This window comes from Streptomyces sp. NPDC052301, from assembly GCF_044593395.1.
GTDB lineage: Bacteria > Actinomycetota > Actinomycetes > Streptomycetales > Streptomycetaceae > Streptomyces.
Genome location: NZ_JBIUBE010000006.1, coordinates 177,139 through 192,567, shown reverse-complemented (window position 1 = coordinate 192,567; position 15,429 = coordinate 177,139). Strand labels below are relative to the sequence as shown.

The following is a 15,429-nucleotide window of genomic DNA, read 5'->3' as shown; positions in this document are numbered from 1 at the left end:
AGCCCACCACCTGACGTAACCGCTCACGTCGTCGGGCTGAACACCCCTGCCCTGACAATCCCACGACTGACCGGGAGTACGCCCTCGTGGCCACGTTCCTCTACAAACTGGGCCGGCTCGCCTTCAGGCGACGGCACTTCGTCGCCCTCATATGGGTGGCGTTGCTGACGCTCGCGGGCGTCGGAGCGGCGAGCGCGCCCGCCGCCGGCAACACCTCCTTCTCCGTCCCCGGCACCGAGGCCCAGAAGGCCTTCGACCTGCTGGAACAGCGCTTTCCCGGGATGAGCGCCGACGGCGCCACCGCCCGGGTCGTCTTCAAGGCGCCCGGCGGCGAGAAGATGACCGACAACGCCAACAAGGCGGCCGTCGAGAAGACGGTCGAGGAGCTGCGCAGCGGCTCCGAGGTGGTCTCCGTCGCCGACCCCTACACCGGGCACGCCGTCAGCGGGAACGGCTCGATCGCGTACGCCTCGGTGAAGTACGAGGTCTCCGGCATGGAGCTGAAGGACTCCTCCCGGGACGCGCTGAAGGACGCCGCGCAGCACGCACGGGACGCCGGGCTGACCGTCGAGGTCGGCGGTGACGCGCTGAACGCCACGCCCGAGACCGGTTCCAGCGAGATCATCGGCATCGGCATCGCCGCCGTCGTCCTCGTCATCACCTTCGGCTCGCTGCTCGCGGCCGGATTCCCCCTGCTGACCGCGATCATCGGCGTCGGCATCGGCGTCTCCACGATCACCGCGCTCGCGAGCGCCCTCGACCTGGGCTCGACGACCTCCACCCTGGCGTCGATGATCGGCCTCGCCGTCGGCATCGACTACGCCCTGTTCATCGTCTCCCGCTACCGCGCCGAACTGGCCGAGGGCCGCGAGCGCGAGGAGGCGGCCGGACGCGCCGTCGGCACCGCCGGCTCGGCCGTGGTCTTCGCCGGACTGACCGTCGTCATCGCCCTGGTCGGCCTGTCCGTCGTCAACATCCCGATGCTGACCAAGATGGGCATCGCGGCGGCGGGCACCGTCGCCATCGCCGTCCTCATCGCGCTGACCCTGATCCCGGCGTTGCTCGGCTACGCCGGCCGCAGGATCAAGCCGATGGGCGAGAAGAGCAAGCTGCTCGGCGGCGGCCGTACGCCGAGGAAGCCCGGCCGGCCCAACATGGGCACCCGCTGGGCGAGTTTCGTCGTCCGGCGTCCGATCGCCGTCCTCCTCCTCGGTGTGATCGGCCTCGGCGCGGCGGCGATCCCGGCCGCCTCCCTCGAACTGGGCCTCCCGGACGACGGCTCCCAGCCGACCTCCACCACCCAGCGCCGCGCCTACGACCTCCTCTCCGAGGGCTTCGGGCCCGGCTTCAACGGCCCCCTGATGGTCGTGGTCGACGCCAAGGACAGCGCCCACCCGAAGAAGGCCTTCACGAAGGTCGGCGACGAGATCAAGGGTCTGAAGGACGTCGTCACGGTCACCCCGGCCGTGCCCAACAAGGCGGGCGACACCGCGACGATCACGGTCGTCCCGAAGTCCAAGCCGTCCTCCACGACCACCGAGGACCTCGTCCACGCCATCCGCGACAAGGGCGCCGACATCTCCCGGAAGACCGACTCCCAGATCCTGGTCACCGGCTCCACGGCGATGAACATCGACGTCTCGCAGAAGCTGAACGACGCCCTGCTGCCGTATCTGGCGCTGGTGGTCGGCCTGGCCTTCCTGCTGCTGATCGTGGTCTTCCGCTCGGTCCTCGTCCCGCTGAAGGCGGCCCTCGGCTTCCTGCTCAGCGTGCTCGCGGCCCTCGGCGCCGTGGTCGCGGTCTTCCAGTGGGGCTGGCTGTCCGGCCTGATGAACGTCGAGCAGACCGGCCCGGTCATGTCGATGATGCCGATCTTCATGGTGGGCGTCGTCTTCGGCCTCGCGATGGACTACGAGGTCTTCCTCGTCACACGGATGCGGGAGGCGTACGTCCACGGTGAGAAGCCCAGCCAGGCGGTGGTGACCGGGTTCCGGCACGGCGCTCGCGTCGTGACCGCCGCCGCCGTCATCATGATCGCCGTCTTCTCCGGCTTCATCGGCTCCAGCGAGGCGATGGTGAAGATGATCGGCTTCGGCCTCGCGACCGCCGTCTTCTTCGACGCGTTCATCGTCCGCATGGCCGTCGTCCCGGCGGTGCTCGCCCTGCTCGGCAGGCGGGCCTGGTGGCTGCCGAAGTGGCTCGACCGCGCGCTGCCCAACGTCGACGTCGAGGGCGAGGGCCTGCGCACGCTGTCCGCCGCGGACGGCAAGGACGCCGACCCGGACGGGGAGCGGGCGCTGGTGCGGGTCTGACGCGCCCGGCCTGACGCGCCGCGTCCGACGTGTCGCGTCAGGCCGACAGCGGCCGGCCGGTGAGGGATCCGTGGGGACGGGGCACCCTCACCGGCCTCTTTCTGTCCCGGGAGCGGAACCCGGCGACGTCGCCGGGTTCCGCTCCCGCACCCGTTGCCGGTCGGCCGGTGGCGGGCGGTGACCGTACAGCCGGGCCGCTGCGCGGAAACCCGGTGAGCGCGGCTCAGGTGATGTCGTAGCGTGCCCACCATGACGACAGCCGCCACTGACGCCGAAGGGTCCGGAGCCCACCCCCGTTTCGCCGACGCCCTCCGCGCGCTGGGCCTCGACGACCTGCTCGGCCGGACCCGCCGGTTCCCGGAGGCCACCCGGACCGCCGCCGAGGCCGCCGCCGCGATCGGGTGCGGACTCAGCCAGATCTGCAAGTCGCTGATCTTCGCGGCGGACGGCGTGCCGGTGCTGGTCCTGATGGACGGTGCCTCGCGCGTGGACGTGGAGCGGGTACGGCAGGAGCTGGGCGCCGGGAAGGTCGCCCGGGCCGACGCCGCCGTCGTACGAGAGACGACCGGGTACGCCATCGGGGGCGTCCCGCCCTTCGGGCACCGCACGCGCACGCGTGTCCTCGCCGACCGCTCCCTGCTCGCGCACGACCAGGTGTGGGCGGCGGCCGGGACGCCGCACACCGTCTTCCCGATGACGCCGAAGGACCTCGTCGCCCACGCGGGCGCCACGCTGGTGGACGTGCGCGAACAGACCGCGTGACGCCGGCCGTCACGGCCGCGGTCCTGCTCGCCGCGGTCACCCACGCCAGCTGGAACGCCATCGCGCACCGGATCACCGACAAGCTGGTCGGCTTCACGCTGATCCTGGCGGGCGGCGTGCTCATCGGGCTGCTGCTGGCGCCGTTCGCCGCGTTCCCGGCGGCCGGGGCGTGGCCGTACCTGACCCTCTCGGCCGTGATCCACCTCGTGTACGTCGTCCTGCTGATGACGTCGTTCCGGCTGGGGGACTTCGGGCAGGCCTATCCGATCGCGCGGGGCAGCGCGCCGCTGGTGGTCACCGTGTTCGCGGCGGTCTTCGCGCACGAGGTGCCGGACGCGTGGGCCGCGGCCGGCATCGTCCTGTCCTGCACGGGTCTCACCGGCGTGGCGCTGTGGGGGATGCGCGGACGCCGGCCCGACTGGGCGGCGATCGTGGCCGCGCTCGCGACGGGGCTGTCCATCGCCTCGTACACGCTCGTCGACGGACTCGGCGTGCGCGCCTCGGGCTCGTCGCTCGGGTACACCGCCTGGCTGATGGTGGTGCAGGGCGTGGCGATCCCCGCGTACGCCGTCTGCTGCCGCTGGGGGCGCGAGACGGGTACGGTCCTCCGCCCCCACGCGACCCTGGGCCTGCTCGGTTCCGTTCTGTCCGTCTCCGCGTACGGCCTGGTCCTGTGGGCCCAGACCCGCGCAGAACTCGCCCCGGTCGCGGCCCTGCGCGAGTCCTCCATCCTCGTCGGCGCGGCCATCGGCACCCTGTTCTTCGAGGAGCGCTTCGGCGCACCCCGGATCGCGGCGGCCGGGCTGCTGGTCGTGGGCATCGGGTTGATGCTGCATCCCGGGTAGCAGGATGACGGGGGATCGGGGGGACAGGACACAGGAGCCGTACGAAACCCCGTGAGAGGGAGAGCGTCAATGACCGACAAGCCGACCGTCAGCGTCCTGGGCACCGGGATCATGGGGGCCGCCATGGCCCGCAATCTGTGCCGTGCCGGGTTCGACGTGCGGGTGTGGAACCGTACGCGGGCCAAGGCCGAGCCGCTGGCCGCCGACGGCGCCCGGGTCGCCGACACGCCCGCCGAGGCCGTCGAGGGCGCCGCTGTCGTCCTGACCATGCTGTACGACGGCGCCTCCGTGCTGGAGGTGCTGCGCGAGGCGGGTGCGGCGCTGCGGCCCGGCACGGTGTGGGCGCAGTGCACCACCGCCGGGATCGACCTGATCGAGGAGCTGGCCGGCTTCGCCCGCGAGCACGGGCTCGTCTTCTACGACGCCCCCGTCCTCGGTACCCGCCAGCCCGCCGAGGCCGGCCGGCTGACCGTGCTGGCCGCCGGACCCGAGGAGGGGCGGGAGAAGGTCACGCCGGTCTTCGACGCGGTGGGCGCCAGGACCGTGTGGACGGGGGCCGACGGCGGCGCGGGCAGTGCCAGCCGGCTGAAGCTGGTCGCCAACAGCTGGGTGCTCGCCGTCACCGCCGCCGCCGGTGAGGCGCTGGCCCTCGCCAAAGGGCTCGGCGTCGACCCGCAGGGCTTCTTCGACATCATCGAGGGCGGGCCGCTGGACATGGAGTATCTGCGGGCCAAGTCCGCGCTGGTGCTCGACGGGAAGCTGTCCCCGGCGTCGTTCGCGGTGGCCACCGCCGAGAAGGACGCCCGGCTCATCGTCCAGGCCGGGGAGCGCGGCGGGGTACGGCTCGACGTGGCCGCGGCGAGCGCGGAACGGTTCGCCCGCGCCGCCGCCCAGGGGCACGCGGACGAGGACATGGCCGCCGCGTACTTCGCCAGCTTCGGCGGCTCCGCCGAGGGCAGGGGCTGACTCGCGTTGGTCGCCCCTTCCGCCGAGATGACGTGCGCTGCGCGCGGGAGCACCCTGGAATCAGCCGGCATCAACGGTTCCCGGAGGTGGTCGACATGATGAACACCGCTGTCGGATGGCACGTCGAGCTGGAGTTCCAGGAGGACGATCAGCACACGCGCGCGGCGGCCCTGGTGCGCCTGCCCGACGGCACCGAGGTGCGCGGGCACGGGCATGCCAGCCGTCACCGCATCGACTCCAATCAGCCCCGGGTCGGCGAGGAGATCGCGGGCGCCCGTGCGCTCAACGAAATGGCCATGCAACTGCTGTCCAAGGCACACGACGAGATCGACGAGATGTCCGGGCGGACGTCCCATCCGATCAACGTGTGAGGTGAGCCGGCCGGACCCTCAGGCGAGCGCCGTGCGCAGTGCTCGCACCAGCGCCTGCGCCCTGGGGTCGGCCGTCACGCTCTTCCTGAAGCCGTTGGTGACATAGCCGAAGGCCAGGCCCGAGTCCGGGTCGGCGAACGCGAGGGCGCCGCCCCGGCCCGGGTGGCCGAAGGAGCCGGGGGAGAGCAGCGGGGACGCGCTGCCGTGCAGCATGTAGCCGAGGCCGAACCGGGTGCCCACCACCAGGACCCGGTCCGGTCCTGCGGACCGCTCGGTCCGGGCCAGCCCGGCCGTCTCCGGCGTGAACAGGCGCCGGCCGCCGTCCACCTCGCCGATCAGCGAGGCGTAGAAGCGGGCCAGCCCGTCGGCGGTGGCGATGCCGTTGGACGCGGGCAGGGCGGCGGCGCGGTAGGCGGGCGCGTTCTCGTCGGGCAGCGGGGTGATGGCGGCGAAGGCACGCCGGGTCAGGGAGTCCGGGTCGGCGTAGGCCTCGGCCACCGCGCGCTTGGGGCGGGTCTTCAGGCCGCCCGCGGCCTCGGTGGCGTCCAGCGGGCCGACGCGGCCCACGCGCGCGATTTCCGACTGGGGCAGGCCCAGCCACAGGTCCGCGCCGACCGGGCCGGCGATCTCGTCGGCGATCCACTCGCCCACCGGGCGGCCGGTGATCCGCCGGATCAGTTCGCCGGTGAGCCAGCTGTAGGTCTGCGCGTGGTAGCCGTGCTCCGCGCCCGGCTCCCACACCGGCGCCTGGGCGGCGACGGCCGCGGCGCCCAGGTCGGGGTCGGCGGCCTCGGCGGGGGTCAGGGGGCGGTCCAGCACGGGCACGCCGGCGCGGTGCGCGAGCAGGTCCCGCACGCGTGTGTGCTCCTTGCCGGCTGCCTTGTACTCGGGCCAGTACGCGCCGACCGGGGCGTCGAGGTCCAGCTCGCCGCGCTGGTGCAGGAGCAGGAGCGCGGCGGCGGCGACGCCCTTGGTCGCGGAGCGCACGATCTGTGCGGTGCCGGGCTGCCAGGGCCGGGTGCCGTCGACGTCCTGGGTGCCGGCCCACAGGTTCACCACGCGGTGCCCGTCGCGGTACACGGAGACGGCCGCGCCGCGCTCGCCGAGCAGCGCGAAGTTCGCTGCGAACGCCTCCCTGACCGGCTCGAAGCCCTCGGCCACAGTGCCGTTCACGTCCACGTCCGCCGTCCCTTCCGATCGCCTGCGACAGTGGGTGCAACAGCCGCTGCCTGCCTGCGATTCCTCGGTGGGATCAGCCCAGCAGAATCGTTACCTCGATGTTGCCGCGGGTCGCGTTCGAGTACGGGCACACCTCGTGCGCCGCGTCCACCAGCTGGGCCGCGACCTCCGCGTCCAGCACGGGCAGGGAGACGCTGAGGGCGACCGCGAGGCCGTAGCCGCGGTGCTTGTTCGGGCCGATGCCGACCTTGGCGGCCACCGTGGAGCCGGTCAGGTCGTAGCCCGCGCGGTTGCCGACGAGGATCAGCGCGTTGTGGAAGCAGGAGCTGTAGCCGGCCGCGAAGAGCTGCTCCGGGTTGGTGCCGTTGCCGTCGCCGCCGAGCTCCGGAGGCATCGCGACCTTCAGCTGGATCTGGCCGTCCTGGCTGGTCACATGGCCGTCCCGGCCGCCGTGGGCGGTGGCCTCGGCGACATACATGATCTTCGTCGGACGCGTGTCGACGGCAGTGTCCTCGGTCATGGCCGGCCTCCCCCGGAACAAGTGGCGCACAAGTACATTGCGCACAAGGTACTGGCCGGTATGTCGGTGCGCCGCACCAGGGGGTGGCAACCGCCGGTAACGGCCGACGGGAAGCGGGCCGACGGGGAGCGGGCGCGGGAAGCGGGCCGACGGGAGCGCGTGCTCAGCGGCGGTCTGCGGCCGCGTCGGCGCGTTCGGTGAGCTTCCACAGCTCCTCGCGCAACCGCGCGACCTCCTGGGCAGCGAGCCCGGTGGCCGTGAGCAGGGCGCCGGGCACGCGCGCCGCGCGCTCCCTGAGTGCCTCGCCGCGCCCGGTGCAGGCGACGCGCACCGAGCGCTCGTCTCCCGTCGAGCGCTCCCTGCGTATCAGGCCCGCCCCCTCCAGCCGCTTCAGCAGCGGTGAGACGGTGCCGTAGTCGAGGCGCAGCGCGCGGGCCAGTTCCTTCACGCTGGTCTCGCCGTGCTCCCACAGCACGAGCAGCACGAGGTACTGCGGGTAGGTGAGCCCGAGGGCGTCGAGGAGCGGACGGTACGCGGCGGTCACCGCGCGCTGCGCCGCGTACAGCGCGAAGCACAGCTGGTCGTCCAGCAGCAGCGAGCCCTCGGTGGCGTCGTCCTCGTTCGTCACGCGCCCATTGTCACGGACTTCGGGTCGAAGCCGAACGGCAGCTCGAGCCGGTGCGCCCGCATCAGCTCCTCGTCGGAGAGCAGCGCGCCCGTGGGACCGTCCGCCGCGATCACGCCGTCGCTGAGGACCAGGGAGCGCGGGCACAGTTCGAGGGCGTACGGCAGGTCGTGCGTGACCATGAGGACCGTCACGTCCAGGGAGCGCAGGATGTCGGCGAGTTCCCGCCGGGAGGCCGGGTCGAGGTTGGAGGACGGCTCGTCCAGGACCAGGATCTCCGGCTCCATGGCGAGCACGGTCGCGACCGCGACCCGGCGCCGCTGGCCGAAGGACAGGTGGTGCGGCGGCCGGTCGGCGAAGTCCTGCATGCCGACCCGCTCCAGTGCCGTCCGCACCCGCTCCTCCAGGGCCGTGCCCCTGAGCCCGGCCGCCGCCGGCCCGAACGCCACGTCCTCCCGCACGGTCGGCATGAACAGCTGGTCGTCCGGGTCCTGGAAGACGATGCCGACCTTCTGCCGGATCGTGGCCATGTGCTGCCTGCCGACGGGCAGCCCGGCCACGGTCACCGTGCCGGTGCCGCCGCTCAGGATGCCGTTGAGGTGCAGCACGAGGGTGGTCTTGCCGGCGCCGTTCGGGCCGAGCAGCGCGACCCGCTCGCCGCGCGCGATCGTGAAGTCGACGCCGAACAGTGCCTGGTGGCCGTCGGGGTAGGCGAAGGCGAGGCCGCGGACCTCGAGCGAAGCAGTACTCACAGGACCCATCCCAGCAGACAGACGACGACGGCGGCGCAGGGGAGCGCGAGGGCGTGACGCCACTGCGCGCGGGACGCGGTCACCTCGTCGATGACCGGCATCGAGCCGGCGTAGCCCCGGCTCACCATGGCGAGGTGCACGCGCTCCCCGCGCTCGTAGGAGCGGATGAACAGCGCGCCGGCGGACTTGGCCAGCACGCCCCAGTGGCGCACGCCCCTGGCCTCGAAGCCGCGCGACTCCCGGGCGATCCGCATCCGGCGCATCTCGTCGGTGATGACGTCGCCGTACCGGATCATGAAGGAGGCGATCTGCACGAGCAGCGGCGGAAGCTTCAGCCGCTGCAGCCCGAGCAGCAGCTCGCGCAGCTCGGTGGTGGCGGCCAGCAGCACGGAGGCGGCGACGCCGAGGGTGCCCTTGGCGAGCACGTTCCACGCGCCCCACAGGCCGTTCACGCTGAGCGAGAGGCCCAGCACGTGCACCCGTTCGCCCTCCGCCACGAACGGCATGAGCACCGCGAAGGCGACGAACGGCACCTCGATCAGCAGCCGCCCGAGCAGAAAACCGGCGGGCACGCGCGCGTGGCGGGCGACGGCGGCGAGCAGTACGGCGTACAGCGCGAACGCCCACATCGCCTCGCGCGGGGTCGACACCACGACGACCACGAACAGGAAGGCTGCGGCGAGCTTGGTGTGCGGCGGCAGGCCGTGCACGGGCGAGTGCCCGTGCCGGTAGAGCCTGTGCGTGTGTCCGGCGCCCACGTCAGACGCCCGTGTTCACGGGGGAGACGTCGGTGCCGCCGCGCCGCCTGCGCACCGCCCAGAACACGGCGCTGCCCGCCACCGCCGTGACGCCGACGCCGATCACGCCCGCGAGGCCGCCGGACAGCCGGGCGTCGGAGACGTCCTTGACGCCGTAGCCGGCGAGCGGGGAGTCGGAGGACGCGTGCTTCTCCTCCTTCTTGTCGATCCCCTTGTCGTGCGCGACCTTCTCCAGGCCGTCCGGATCGGCGGAGGCGTAGAAGCTGACGAAGCCGGCGAGGACGAGGGACGTGACCAGGCCGGCCGCCCACAGCGTGCGGCGGGAGGTGCGCGCCGCGACGGGGGCCGTGGGCGCCGGGGCGTCCACCAGTGCGCCGTTCACGCGCAGCTTGAGCCGCTGCTGCAGGCCGCGCGCGCCGTGTACCAGGTCCGGGCGTACGGCGATGACGGCGCCCACGGTGAGCGCGGTGATGAACGCCTCGCCGATGCCGATCAGCACATGGACACCGATCATCGCGGTGGCGACCTTGCCGAGCGAGACGTCGGTGGTGCCGCCGACGGCGTAGATCAGCGTGAAGACGACGGCGGCGGCCGGCACGGAGAGCAGGGCGGCGACGAAGGAGGCGACGGTCACCGAGCGCCGCCCCCGGGGCAGCACGGCGAGCAGGCCGCGGAAGACGGCGTAGGACACGACCGTCGTGACGATCGCCATGTCGGTGATGTTCACGCCGAGCGCGGTCAGCCCCCCGTCCGCGAAGAGCACACCCTGCATGAGCAGCACCACGGACACGCACAGCACCCCTGTACAGGGGCCGACGAGTATCGCGGCGAGCGCCCCGCCCAGCAGGTGGCCGCTGGTGCCTGCCGCGACCGGGAAGTTGAGCATCTGTACGGCGAAGATGAACGCCGCCACCAGGCCGGCCAGCGGGGCCGTCTTCTCGTCCAGCTCACGGCGGGCGCCGCGCAGGCTCACCGCGAGGGCGCCGGCGGCGACCACTCCGGTGACGGCGGAGGTCGGGGCGTCGATGAATCCGTCAGGTACATGCACCCGACGATTTTAGAGCCTTGTTGCGAACGTCTTGCAAGAGAGAGGCGGTCTCATCGTTCGATCGGGCGAGAACGGGAATATGTGCGACATTGGAAAGAAGCGGATGCACAGCTTTCGCAAAGGTCACTCAGCGTGAGAGGGCGATCCGATGTCTGTAGTCGAGCAGTACGCGCGCGCCCATATCGTCACGGACGAGGAGGACCCGGGCGCCGTGCCCGTGGTCCTGCGGTACGACCCCGATGCCGATCCGCGGTCGGTCCGGTTCGGCCTCCCCGGACCGCACGAATGGACCTTCTCGCGCACCCTGCTCGAACGCGGACTGCGGGCGCCGGCCGAGAGCGGCGCCGTACGGGTGTGGCCGTGCGGGCGCGTGCAGGCCGTCGTGGAGTTCCACTCGGACAACGGTGTCGAGGTGGTCCAGTTCGAGTCGAAGGCGCTGCTGCGCTTCCTGCGCCGTACGTACACGGTGGAGCCGGTGGGGGCCTGAGCCGTACCGGCGCCTCTCCCCTCCGCACGTCGTCCGCAGGGGGCCTGGTCAGCCGCCCGTCTTCAGCAGGGCCGCCACGATGGGGCCGGCCGTGTCGCCGCCGTGACCGCCCGCCTGGACCACGCCCGCCGCGGCGAGGTCGCCCTTGTAGGCGGTGAACCAGCCGTTCGGCTTCTTCTGGCCGTCGACCTCCGCGGAGCCCGTCTTGGCGCCGTAGTCCCCGCTCATGCCCGCCATCGCCTTGGTCGCTGTGCCGTAGTCCGCCGTGAACCGCATGACGTCCTTCAGCTGGGACCGCGTCGTCGACGACATGGTCCGCGCCGCCTTCGCCAGCGTGCGGTGGTCCACCTCGGGGGAGACCAGGTACGGCTGGTGGAAGGCGCCCGACTCCACCGTCGCCGACACCGAGGCCATGTTCAGCGGGTTCATGCGCACCCCGCCCTGCCCGATCAGTGAGGCGCCCATCTGCGCGCCGCTCTGCACCGGCACCGAGCCGTCGAACGACGGGACGCCGATGGCCCAGTTGTCCATGCCGAGGCCATAGACCTGCTGGGCCTCCTTCGTCAGGTCGCTGTTCGACAGCTTCGGCGCGAAGTCGATGAAGGCGTTGTTGCAGGAGGCCCCGAAGCTCTGCTTGAACGTGCCCTTCTTGATCTCGGAGTCGTCGTCGTTGTGGAACGTCCAGCCGGCCAGCTTGTACGTCTTGGGGCAGGGGTGCGACGCGTCGGGGGTGACGAGCTTCTTCTCGAACAGCATCGTCGACGTCACGATCTTCATCGTGGAGCCGGGCGCCAGGGAGCCCTGGAAGGCCGTGTTGAAGCCGTGCCCGCTGTTGGCCACCGCGAGGATCTCGCCGGTCGAGGGCCGCAGCACCACCACGGAGGCCTGCTTGCGCTGGGCTACCTGCCGCTCGGCCGCCGCCTGCAGCGTCGGGTTCAGCGTGGTCCGCACCCTGCCGGGCGTGCCCTTGCTCAGCTCCACGAGCGTCTTGTCGGACAGCTCGGCCTTCTGCGACGCCTTGCCGCGCACCACACGCAGCTCCACGCCGGCCTTGCCGCCGGCCTTCTTGCCGTACTTCTCCCGCAGCCCGTCCAGCACCGTGCCCAGGGAGGGGTACTTCGCCGTGGTCAGCTCGCCGCCGTCGCGGTCCAGGGCGGTGACCGGCGGGGTGCCGGACTCGCCGGTGACGAGCGTGTCGCCGTCCCTGAGGTCCGGGTGGACGACGGACGCGTGCCAGTCGACGAGCGGCTTGCCGTCGCTCTTGCGCCGGACGACGGTGAGCGAGCTGTCGTAGGCCAGCGGCTTGCTGAGGCCCTTGTACGACACCGTCGCCTTGACGGAGAAGGGCACCTTCACGCCCGTGGCCGTCCCCGGCGTGAGGGTGACGTCCTTCAGGTGGGCGTCCTTGGTGTAGCCGGTGAGCAGCTCGCCGGCGGCGGAGGTGTCGTCGGTGACCCCGGCCGCCTCGGTCACCCTGCCCTGCTGCCAGGCGGTCAGGAAGCGCGTGGACGCCGTACGGACCTCGGCGGCGCTGAGCGGGCCGGTCCTGACGGCCTTGTGGTGGGCGGAGCCGGCGGACGTCCCCTCGTCGGCGGCGGCCCCGCCGCCGTACAGCGCGTAGACGCCGAGCCCGGCGCCGCCGAGCACCACGGCGAGCATCCCGCCGAGCACGACGGGTCCGGTCTTCCGTCGCTCGGCGACGCGCCTTCTCTTGCCCACTGCCTCAGTTCCTCCGCGCCTTCCCCGGGTCCCCGCCGCCCTCGCACTCCTCAACGACGGCAATCACCTTAAAGTCCCCGCCTCGACGGGTGACGTCAGCCCGCATTCCGTAGCACGCTTGCGACAATCGGGCCGGCCGCGTCGATGCCGTGTCCGCCGTCCTGGGTCATCGCGGCGGCGGCCACGTCCCCCCGGTAACCGGTGAACCAGCTGTTGGACTTCGTCTGCCCGTCGACCTCGGCCGAACCCGTCTTGGCGCCGATGTCGCCCCTCAGCCCGGCCATCACACCGGCCGCCGTGCCGCTGCGCGCGGTGCGGTTCATCATCGCCCGCAGCTGCCCGGCCGTGCTCTGCGACAGCCCACGCGCGTGTGCCGCCCGGCGATGGTCCAGGCTCAGCGGAACGATCACCGGCTGGCGGAAGGTGCCGGTCATCGCGGTCGCCGTCACGGACGCCATGTTCAGCGGGTTCATCTGGACCTGGCCCTGCCCGATCAGGTTGGCCGCGGTGTCCGGGCCGCCGGAGGCCGGGACCCGGCCGTCGAAGGAGGGCACGCCGACCTTCCAGTCCTGTCCGATGCCGAACCGCTCCTCGGCCTCCTTGGTGAGGGAGTCCACCCGCACGGAGTCCGCGAACTTCACGAACGCGGTGTTGCAGGAGCGGGCGAAGCTCTCGGAGAGGGTGGCGTGCTCGTTCGGCGCCAGGTCCTTGAGGTTCTGGAAGGTCTGGCTCTGCCAGACGGCCGTCGCCGGGCAGGGCGCCGGGCCGCTCGCCGTGGTCAGCCCGGCGTCGATGAGGGTCGCCGCGCTGATGATCTTCATGGTGGAGCCGGGGGCCAGGGTGCCGAGGAAGGCCGCGTTGAAGCCGTCCGTCCGGTGGTTGGCGACCGCCAGGACCTCGCCCGTGCTGGGCTTGACGGCCACGACGGACGACTCGGCGTACTTCTGCACGGCCGCCTCGGCCGCCGCCTGTGCGCTCGCGCTGAGCGTCGTCCGCAGCCTGCCCGGCCGGCCCTTGGCCAGGGTGAGGAGCGGGGTGTCGGCGGCGCTCCCCTCGTGCCGGATCGCCAGCTCCACCCCGGGCCGCCCGCCCGTCGTGTCGCCGTACCGCGCGCGCAGATCGTCCAGCACGGGACCGAGGGAGGGGTACTTCTCCTTCGACAGGACCGTGCCGTCGCGGTCCACGGCCACGACGGGCGGGTCCGCCGCCTTCCCGGTGACGAGCGTGTCCCCCTTCTCCAGCCGCGGATGGATCACGGACGGCTGCCAGTCGACCAGCGCGCGGTGCGAGGTCTGGCCGCGCACCACGGACAGGCTGCTCGCGTAGGAGAGCGGCTTGGAGGTGCCGTCGTACGACACCGTCGCCCTGACCGTGAACGGCACGGTCGTGCCGGCGGCCGTGCCGGGCGTGATGTGCACGTGGGTGATGTGCGCGTCGTCGCCGTAGGCGGTCAGCAGGGCGCGCGCGGCCTCCGGGTAGTTCGTGTACGACGCCGCGGTCGACGCGTCGCCCTTCTCCCAGGCGGTGAAGAACGTGCCGGTGGTCTCCTTCACCTCGGTGGTGCTCGGCGGCCCGCTCTTGACGGACACCGCGCCGCCCCCGGGCCCGCTGCCGCTCCCGCCGCCGTTCAGCGCGGACAGGATGTTGTACGTGCCGTAACCGGCCCCGCCCAGCACCACCGCACACACGGTGCCTATGACGGCACCCTTCACCCCGTTGCGCATACCGCGCTTCCCTCCCCGAAGACCCTGTTGAACGCGTTCAAAACAGGTTGCCCGGGGCACTCTATGCGCCGGTGGTGTCGTTGTGACGGATGTTGGCGAAACTGTGACTCGGGTCCAGGGGCCGGACAGCGGTGGAGCCGTGGCGCGCGGCGAGGCAGGCTGGGTGCATGAAGGCGCTCTTGCGCTCACCCTCGTGGCCAGGAGCAGGCGGTCGGCACCGGGTCCTCTTCACGCTGATGCAGTGTGCGCCCTTTCTGATCGCGCCGGCCGTGCTGGTCATCGAGCTCACGCCTGCGCACTTCATCTACACCGGCCCCTTTCTCACCGCGGTCCCGGCGCTGGCGGCGGTGACGTTGGGGCCCAGGGGCACCACCGCGGCGGCGGCCCTCGCGCTGGCGATCAGCGTGACCACCGCGACCTACAACGGGGCATGGGGCACGCTGCAGGTCTACAGCAACTTCCTGGCCCTGGCCCTGGTCTCCGTGGCCGGCTTCATCACCAGCCGTGCCATGCAGGAACGCAGGCAGAGAGAGCTCGACCAGGTCCGCCGCATCGCCGTGGCGGCCCAGGACGTGGTGCTGCGGCCGGTGCCCGCGCGCCTGGGCCCCCTGCGGGCCGGCAGCCTGTGCCTGGCCGCCGGGACCGGGGCACGGGTGGGCGGTGATCTGTACGAGGCCGTGCAGACGCGGTACGGCGTCCGGATGATCGTCGGGGACGTGCGGGGCAAGGGACTGTCCGCGGTGCGGGCCGTCGCGGCGGCGCTGGGCGCGTTCCGGGAAGCCGTGCACTACGAGGAGGACCTGGTGGAGGTCATGAACCGCTGCGCGGCCGCGCTGCGACGGGAGGTCACCGTGCCGGGTGCGTACGGTCCGGAGGTTCTCCTGGAAGGGTTCACCACGGCGCTCATCGCGCAGGTGCCGGACCAACCCGTGGTGCAGCTGGTCAACCGCGGACATCCACCCCCGCTGCTGCTGCACCAGGGCAGGGCCGTACCGCTGACGCCGAGCCTGCCGTCGCCGCCCCTCGGCCTCGAGGACCTGGCCCCCGACCTCCCCGAGAAACCCGAGAGCTACACGTTCCTCCCCGGTGACCGCCTGTTGCTGTACACCGACGGTGTGATCGAGGCCCGCGACCGCGACAGCGCGTTCTTCGCTCTGCCGGAGGCCATGGAGGACATAGGCGCCGGCCCCACCCCACCGGAATTCCTGGAGCGGCTGCACCAGGCGTTGACCCGCCACACCGGCGGCGACCTGGCGGACGACGTGGCGATGATCCTCACCGACCGGTCCGACGGCCTGCCGGGGCCCACTTCCGATGGGGCGGACGTGGGCTGACCGGCCCACCCCGGTCGGGGCGACGGC

15 protein-coding genes are annotated in these 15,429 nt (G+C 72.3%); 7 read left to right on the top strand and 8 right to left on the bottom strand.

The window, feature by feature from the left end; all coding sequences use genetic code 11:
• Window positions 1-86: 86 nt before the first annotated feature.
• The 5 genes from ACIHEJ_RS18560 to ACIHEJ_RS18540 all read left to right on the top strand — a co-directional run bounded on the left by ACIHEJ_RS18560 (window position 87) and on the right by ACIHEJ_RS18540 (window position 5,256).
• Entirely contained in the window at window positions 87-2,312 is a 2,226-nt protein-coding gene (locus ACIHEJ_RS18560; RefSeq protein WP_400136554.1) for an MMPL family transporter, read from the top strand.
• A gap of 249 nt (window positions 2,313-2,561) precedes the next feature.
• Window positions 2,562-3,074, top strand: a complete 513-nt coding sequence (locus ACIHEJ_RS18555) for a YbaK/EbsC family protein (protein ID WP_400136551.1) — start codon at window positions 2,562-2,564, stop codon at window positions 3,072-3,074.
• Entirely contained in the window at window positions 3,071-3,919 is an 849-nt protein-coding gene (locus tag ACIHEJ_RS18550; protein WP_400136548.1) for an EamA family transporter, read from the top strand. The genes ACIHEJ_RS18555 and ACIHEJ_RS18550 overlap by 4 nt, the downstream gene beginning before the upstream one ends.
• Before the next feature lie 69 nt (window positions 3,920-3,988).
• Entirely contained in the window at window positions 3,989-4,885 is an 897-nt protein-coding gene (locus ACIHEJ_RS18545) for an NAD(P)-dependent oxidoreductase (RefSeq protein ID WP_400136545.1), read from the top strand.
• A gap of 95 nt (window positions 4,886-4,980) precedes the next feature.
• Window positions 4,981-5,256, top strand: coding sequence for a DUF1876 domain-containing protein (locus ACIHEJ_RS18540; protein WP_400136544.1), 276 nt, complete (start codon window positions 4,981-4,983; stop codon window positions 5,254-5,256).
• An 18-nt stretch (window positions 5,257-5,274) separates the two neighbouring features.
• On the opposite strand, the gene ACIHEJ_RS18535 is transcribed toward ACIHEJ_RS18540, so the two are convergent.
• The 6 genes from ACIHEJ_RS18535 to ACIHEJ_RS18510 all read right to left on the bottom strand — a co-directional run bounded on the left by ACIHEJ_RS18535 (window position 5,275) and on the right by ACIHEJ_RS18510 (window position 10,138).
• The gene (locus ACIHEJ_RS18535) at window positions 5,275-6,435 is read right to left on the bottom strand and encodes a serine hydrolase domain-containing protein (RefSeq protein ID WP_400136541.1); all 1,161 of its coding nucleotides are present in this window, start codon (window positions 6,433-6,435) and stop codon (window positions 5,275-5,277) included.
• Window positions 6,436-6,508: 73 nt separating this feature from the next.
• Window positions 6,509-6,955, bottom strand: a complete 447-nt coding sequence (locus ACIHEJ_RS18530) for an organic hydroperoxide resistance protein (RefSeq protein WP_400136539.1) — start codon at window positions 6,953-6,955, stop codon at window positions 6,509-6,511.
• Between the two features lie 163 nt (window positions 6,956-7,118).
• Window positions 7,119-7,583 carry a MarR family winged helix-turn-helix transcriptional regulator gene (locus tag ACIHEJ_RS18525; protein ID WP_400136537.1) on the bottom strand — a complete coding sequence of 155 codons (465 nt, stop codon included), beginning with the start codon at window positions 7,581-7,583 and terminating at the stop codon, window positions 7,119-7,121.
• Window positions 7,580-8,341: an energy-coupling factor ABC transporter ATP-binding protein gene (locus ACIHEJ_RS18520; protein WP_400136534.1), complete on the bottom strand. Its 762-nt coding sequence runs from the start codon at window positions 8,339-8,341 to the stop codon at window positions 7,580-7,582. The genes ACIHEJ_RS18525 and ACIHEJ_RS18520 overlap by 4 nt, the downstream gene beginning before the upstream one ends.
• On the bottom strand, window positions 8,329-9,090 hold the full coding sequence (cbiQ, locus tag ACIHEJ_RS18515) for a cobalt ECF transporter T component CbiQ (RefSeq protein WP_400136531.1): 762 nt from the start codon (window positions 9,088-9,090) through the stop codon (window positions 8,329-8,331). Before cbiQ ends, ACIHEJ_RS18520 begins: the two co-directional genes overlap by 13 nt.
• Window position 9,091: 1 nt before the next feature.
• Window positions 9,092-10,138 (bottom strand): energy-coupling factor ABC transporter permease, encoded by a 1,047-nt coding sequence (locus ACIHEJ_RS18510; RefSeq protein WP_400136528.1) that lies wholly within the window; start codon window positions 10,136-10,138, stop codon window positions 9,092-9,094.
• Between the two features lie 148 nt (window positions 10,139-10,286).
• On the opposite strand from ACIHEJ_RS18510, the gene ACIHEJ_RS18505 reads away from it, so the two are divergent.
• Window positions 10,287-10,625 carry an SsgA family sporulation/cell division regulator gene (locus tag ACIHEJ_RS18505; protein WP_400136526.1) on the top strand — a complete coding sequence of 113 codons (339 nt, stop codon included), beginning with the start codon at window positions 10,287-10,289 and terminating at the stop codon, window positions 10,623-10,625.
• 48 nt (window positions 10,626-10,673) lie between these two features.
• Here the strand turns inward: ACIHEJ_RS18505 and ACIHEJ_RS18500 are convergent, their stop codons facing one another.
• Both ACIHEJ_RS18500 and ACIHEJ_RS18495 read right to left on the bottom strand, forming a co-directional pair.
• Window positions 10,674-12,344: a penicillin-binding transpeptidase domain-containing protein gene (locus tag ACIHEJ_RS18500; protein ID WP_400136523.1), complete on the bottom strand. Its 1,671-nt coding sequence runs from the start codon at window positions 12,342-12,344 to the stop codon at window positions 10,674-10,676.
• Between the two features lie 95 nt (window positions 12,345-12,439).
• Window positions 12,440-14,068 carry a penicillin-binding transpeptidase domain-containing protein gene (locus ACIHEJ_RS18495; protein WP_400136520.1) on the bottom strand — a complete coding sequence of 543 codons (1,629 nt, stop codon included), beginning with the start codon at window positions 14,066-14,068 and terminating at the stop codon, window positions 12,440-12,442.
• A gap of 236 nt (window positions 14,069-14,304) precedes the next feature.
• Between ACIHEJ_RS18495 and ACIHEJ_RS18490 the strand changes: the two genes are divergently transcribed.
• Window positions 14,305-15,402 (top strand): PP2C family protein-serine/threonine phosphatase, encoded by a 1,098-nt coding sequence (locus ACIHEJ_RS18490; RefSeq protein WP_400136517.1) that lies wholly within the window; start codon window positions 14,305-14,307, stop codon window positions 15,400-15,402.
• Window positions 15,403-15,429: the final 27 nt, after the last annotated feature.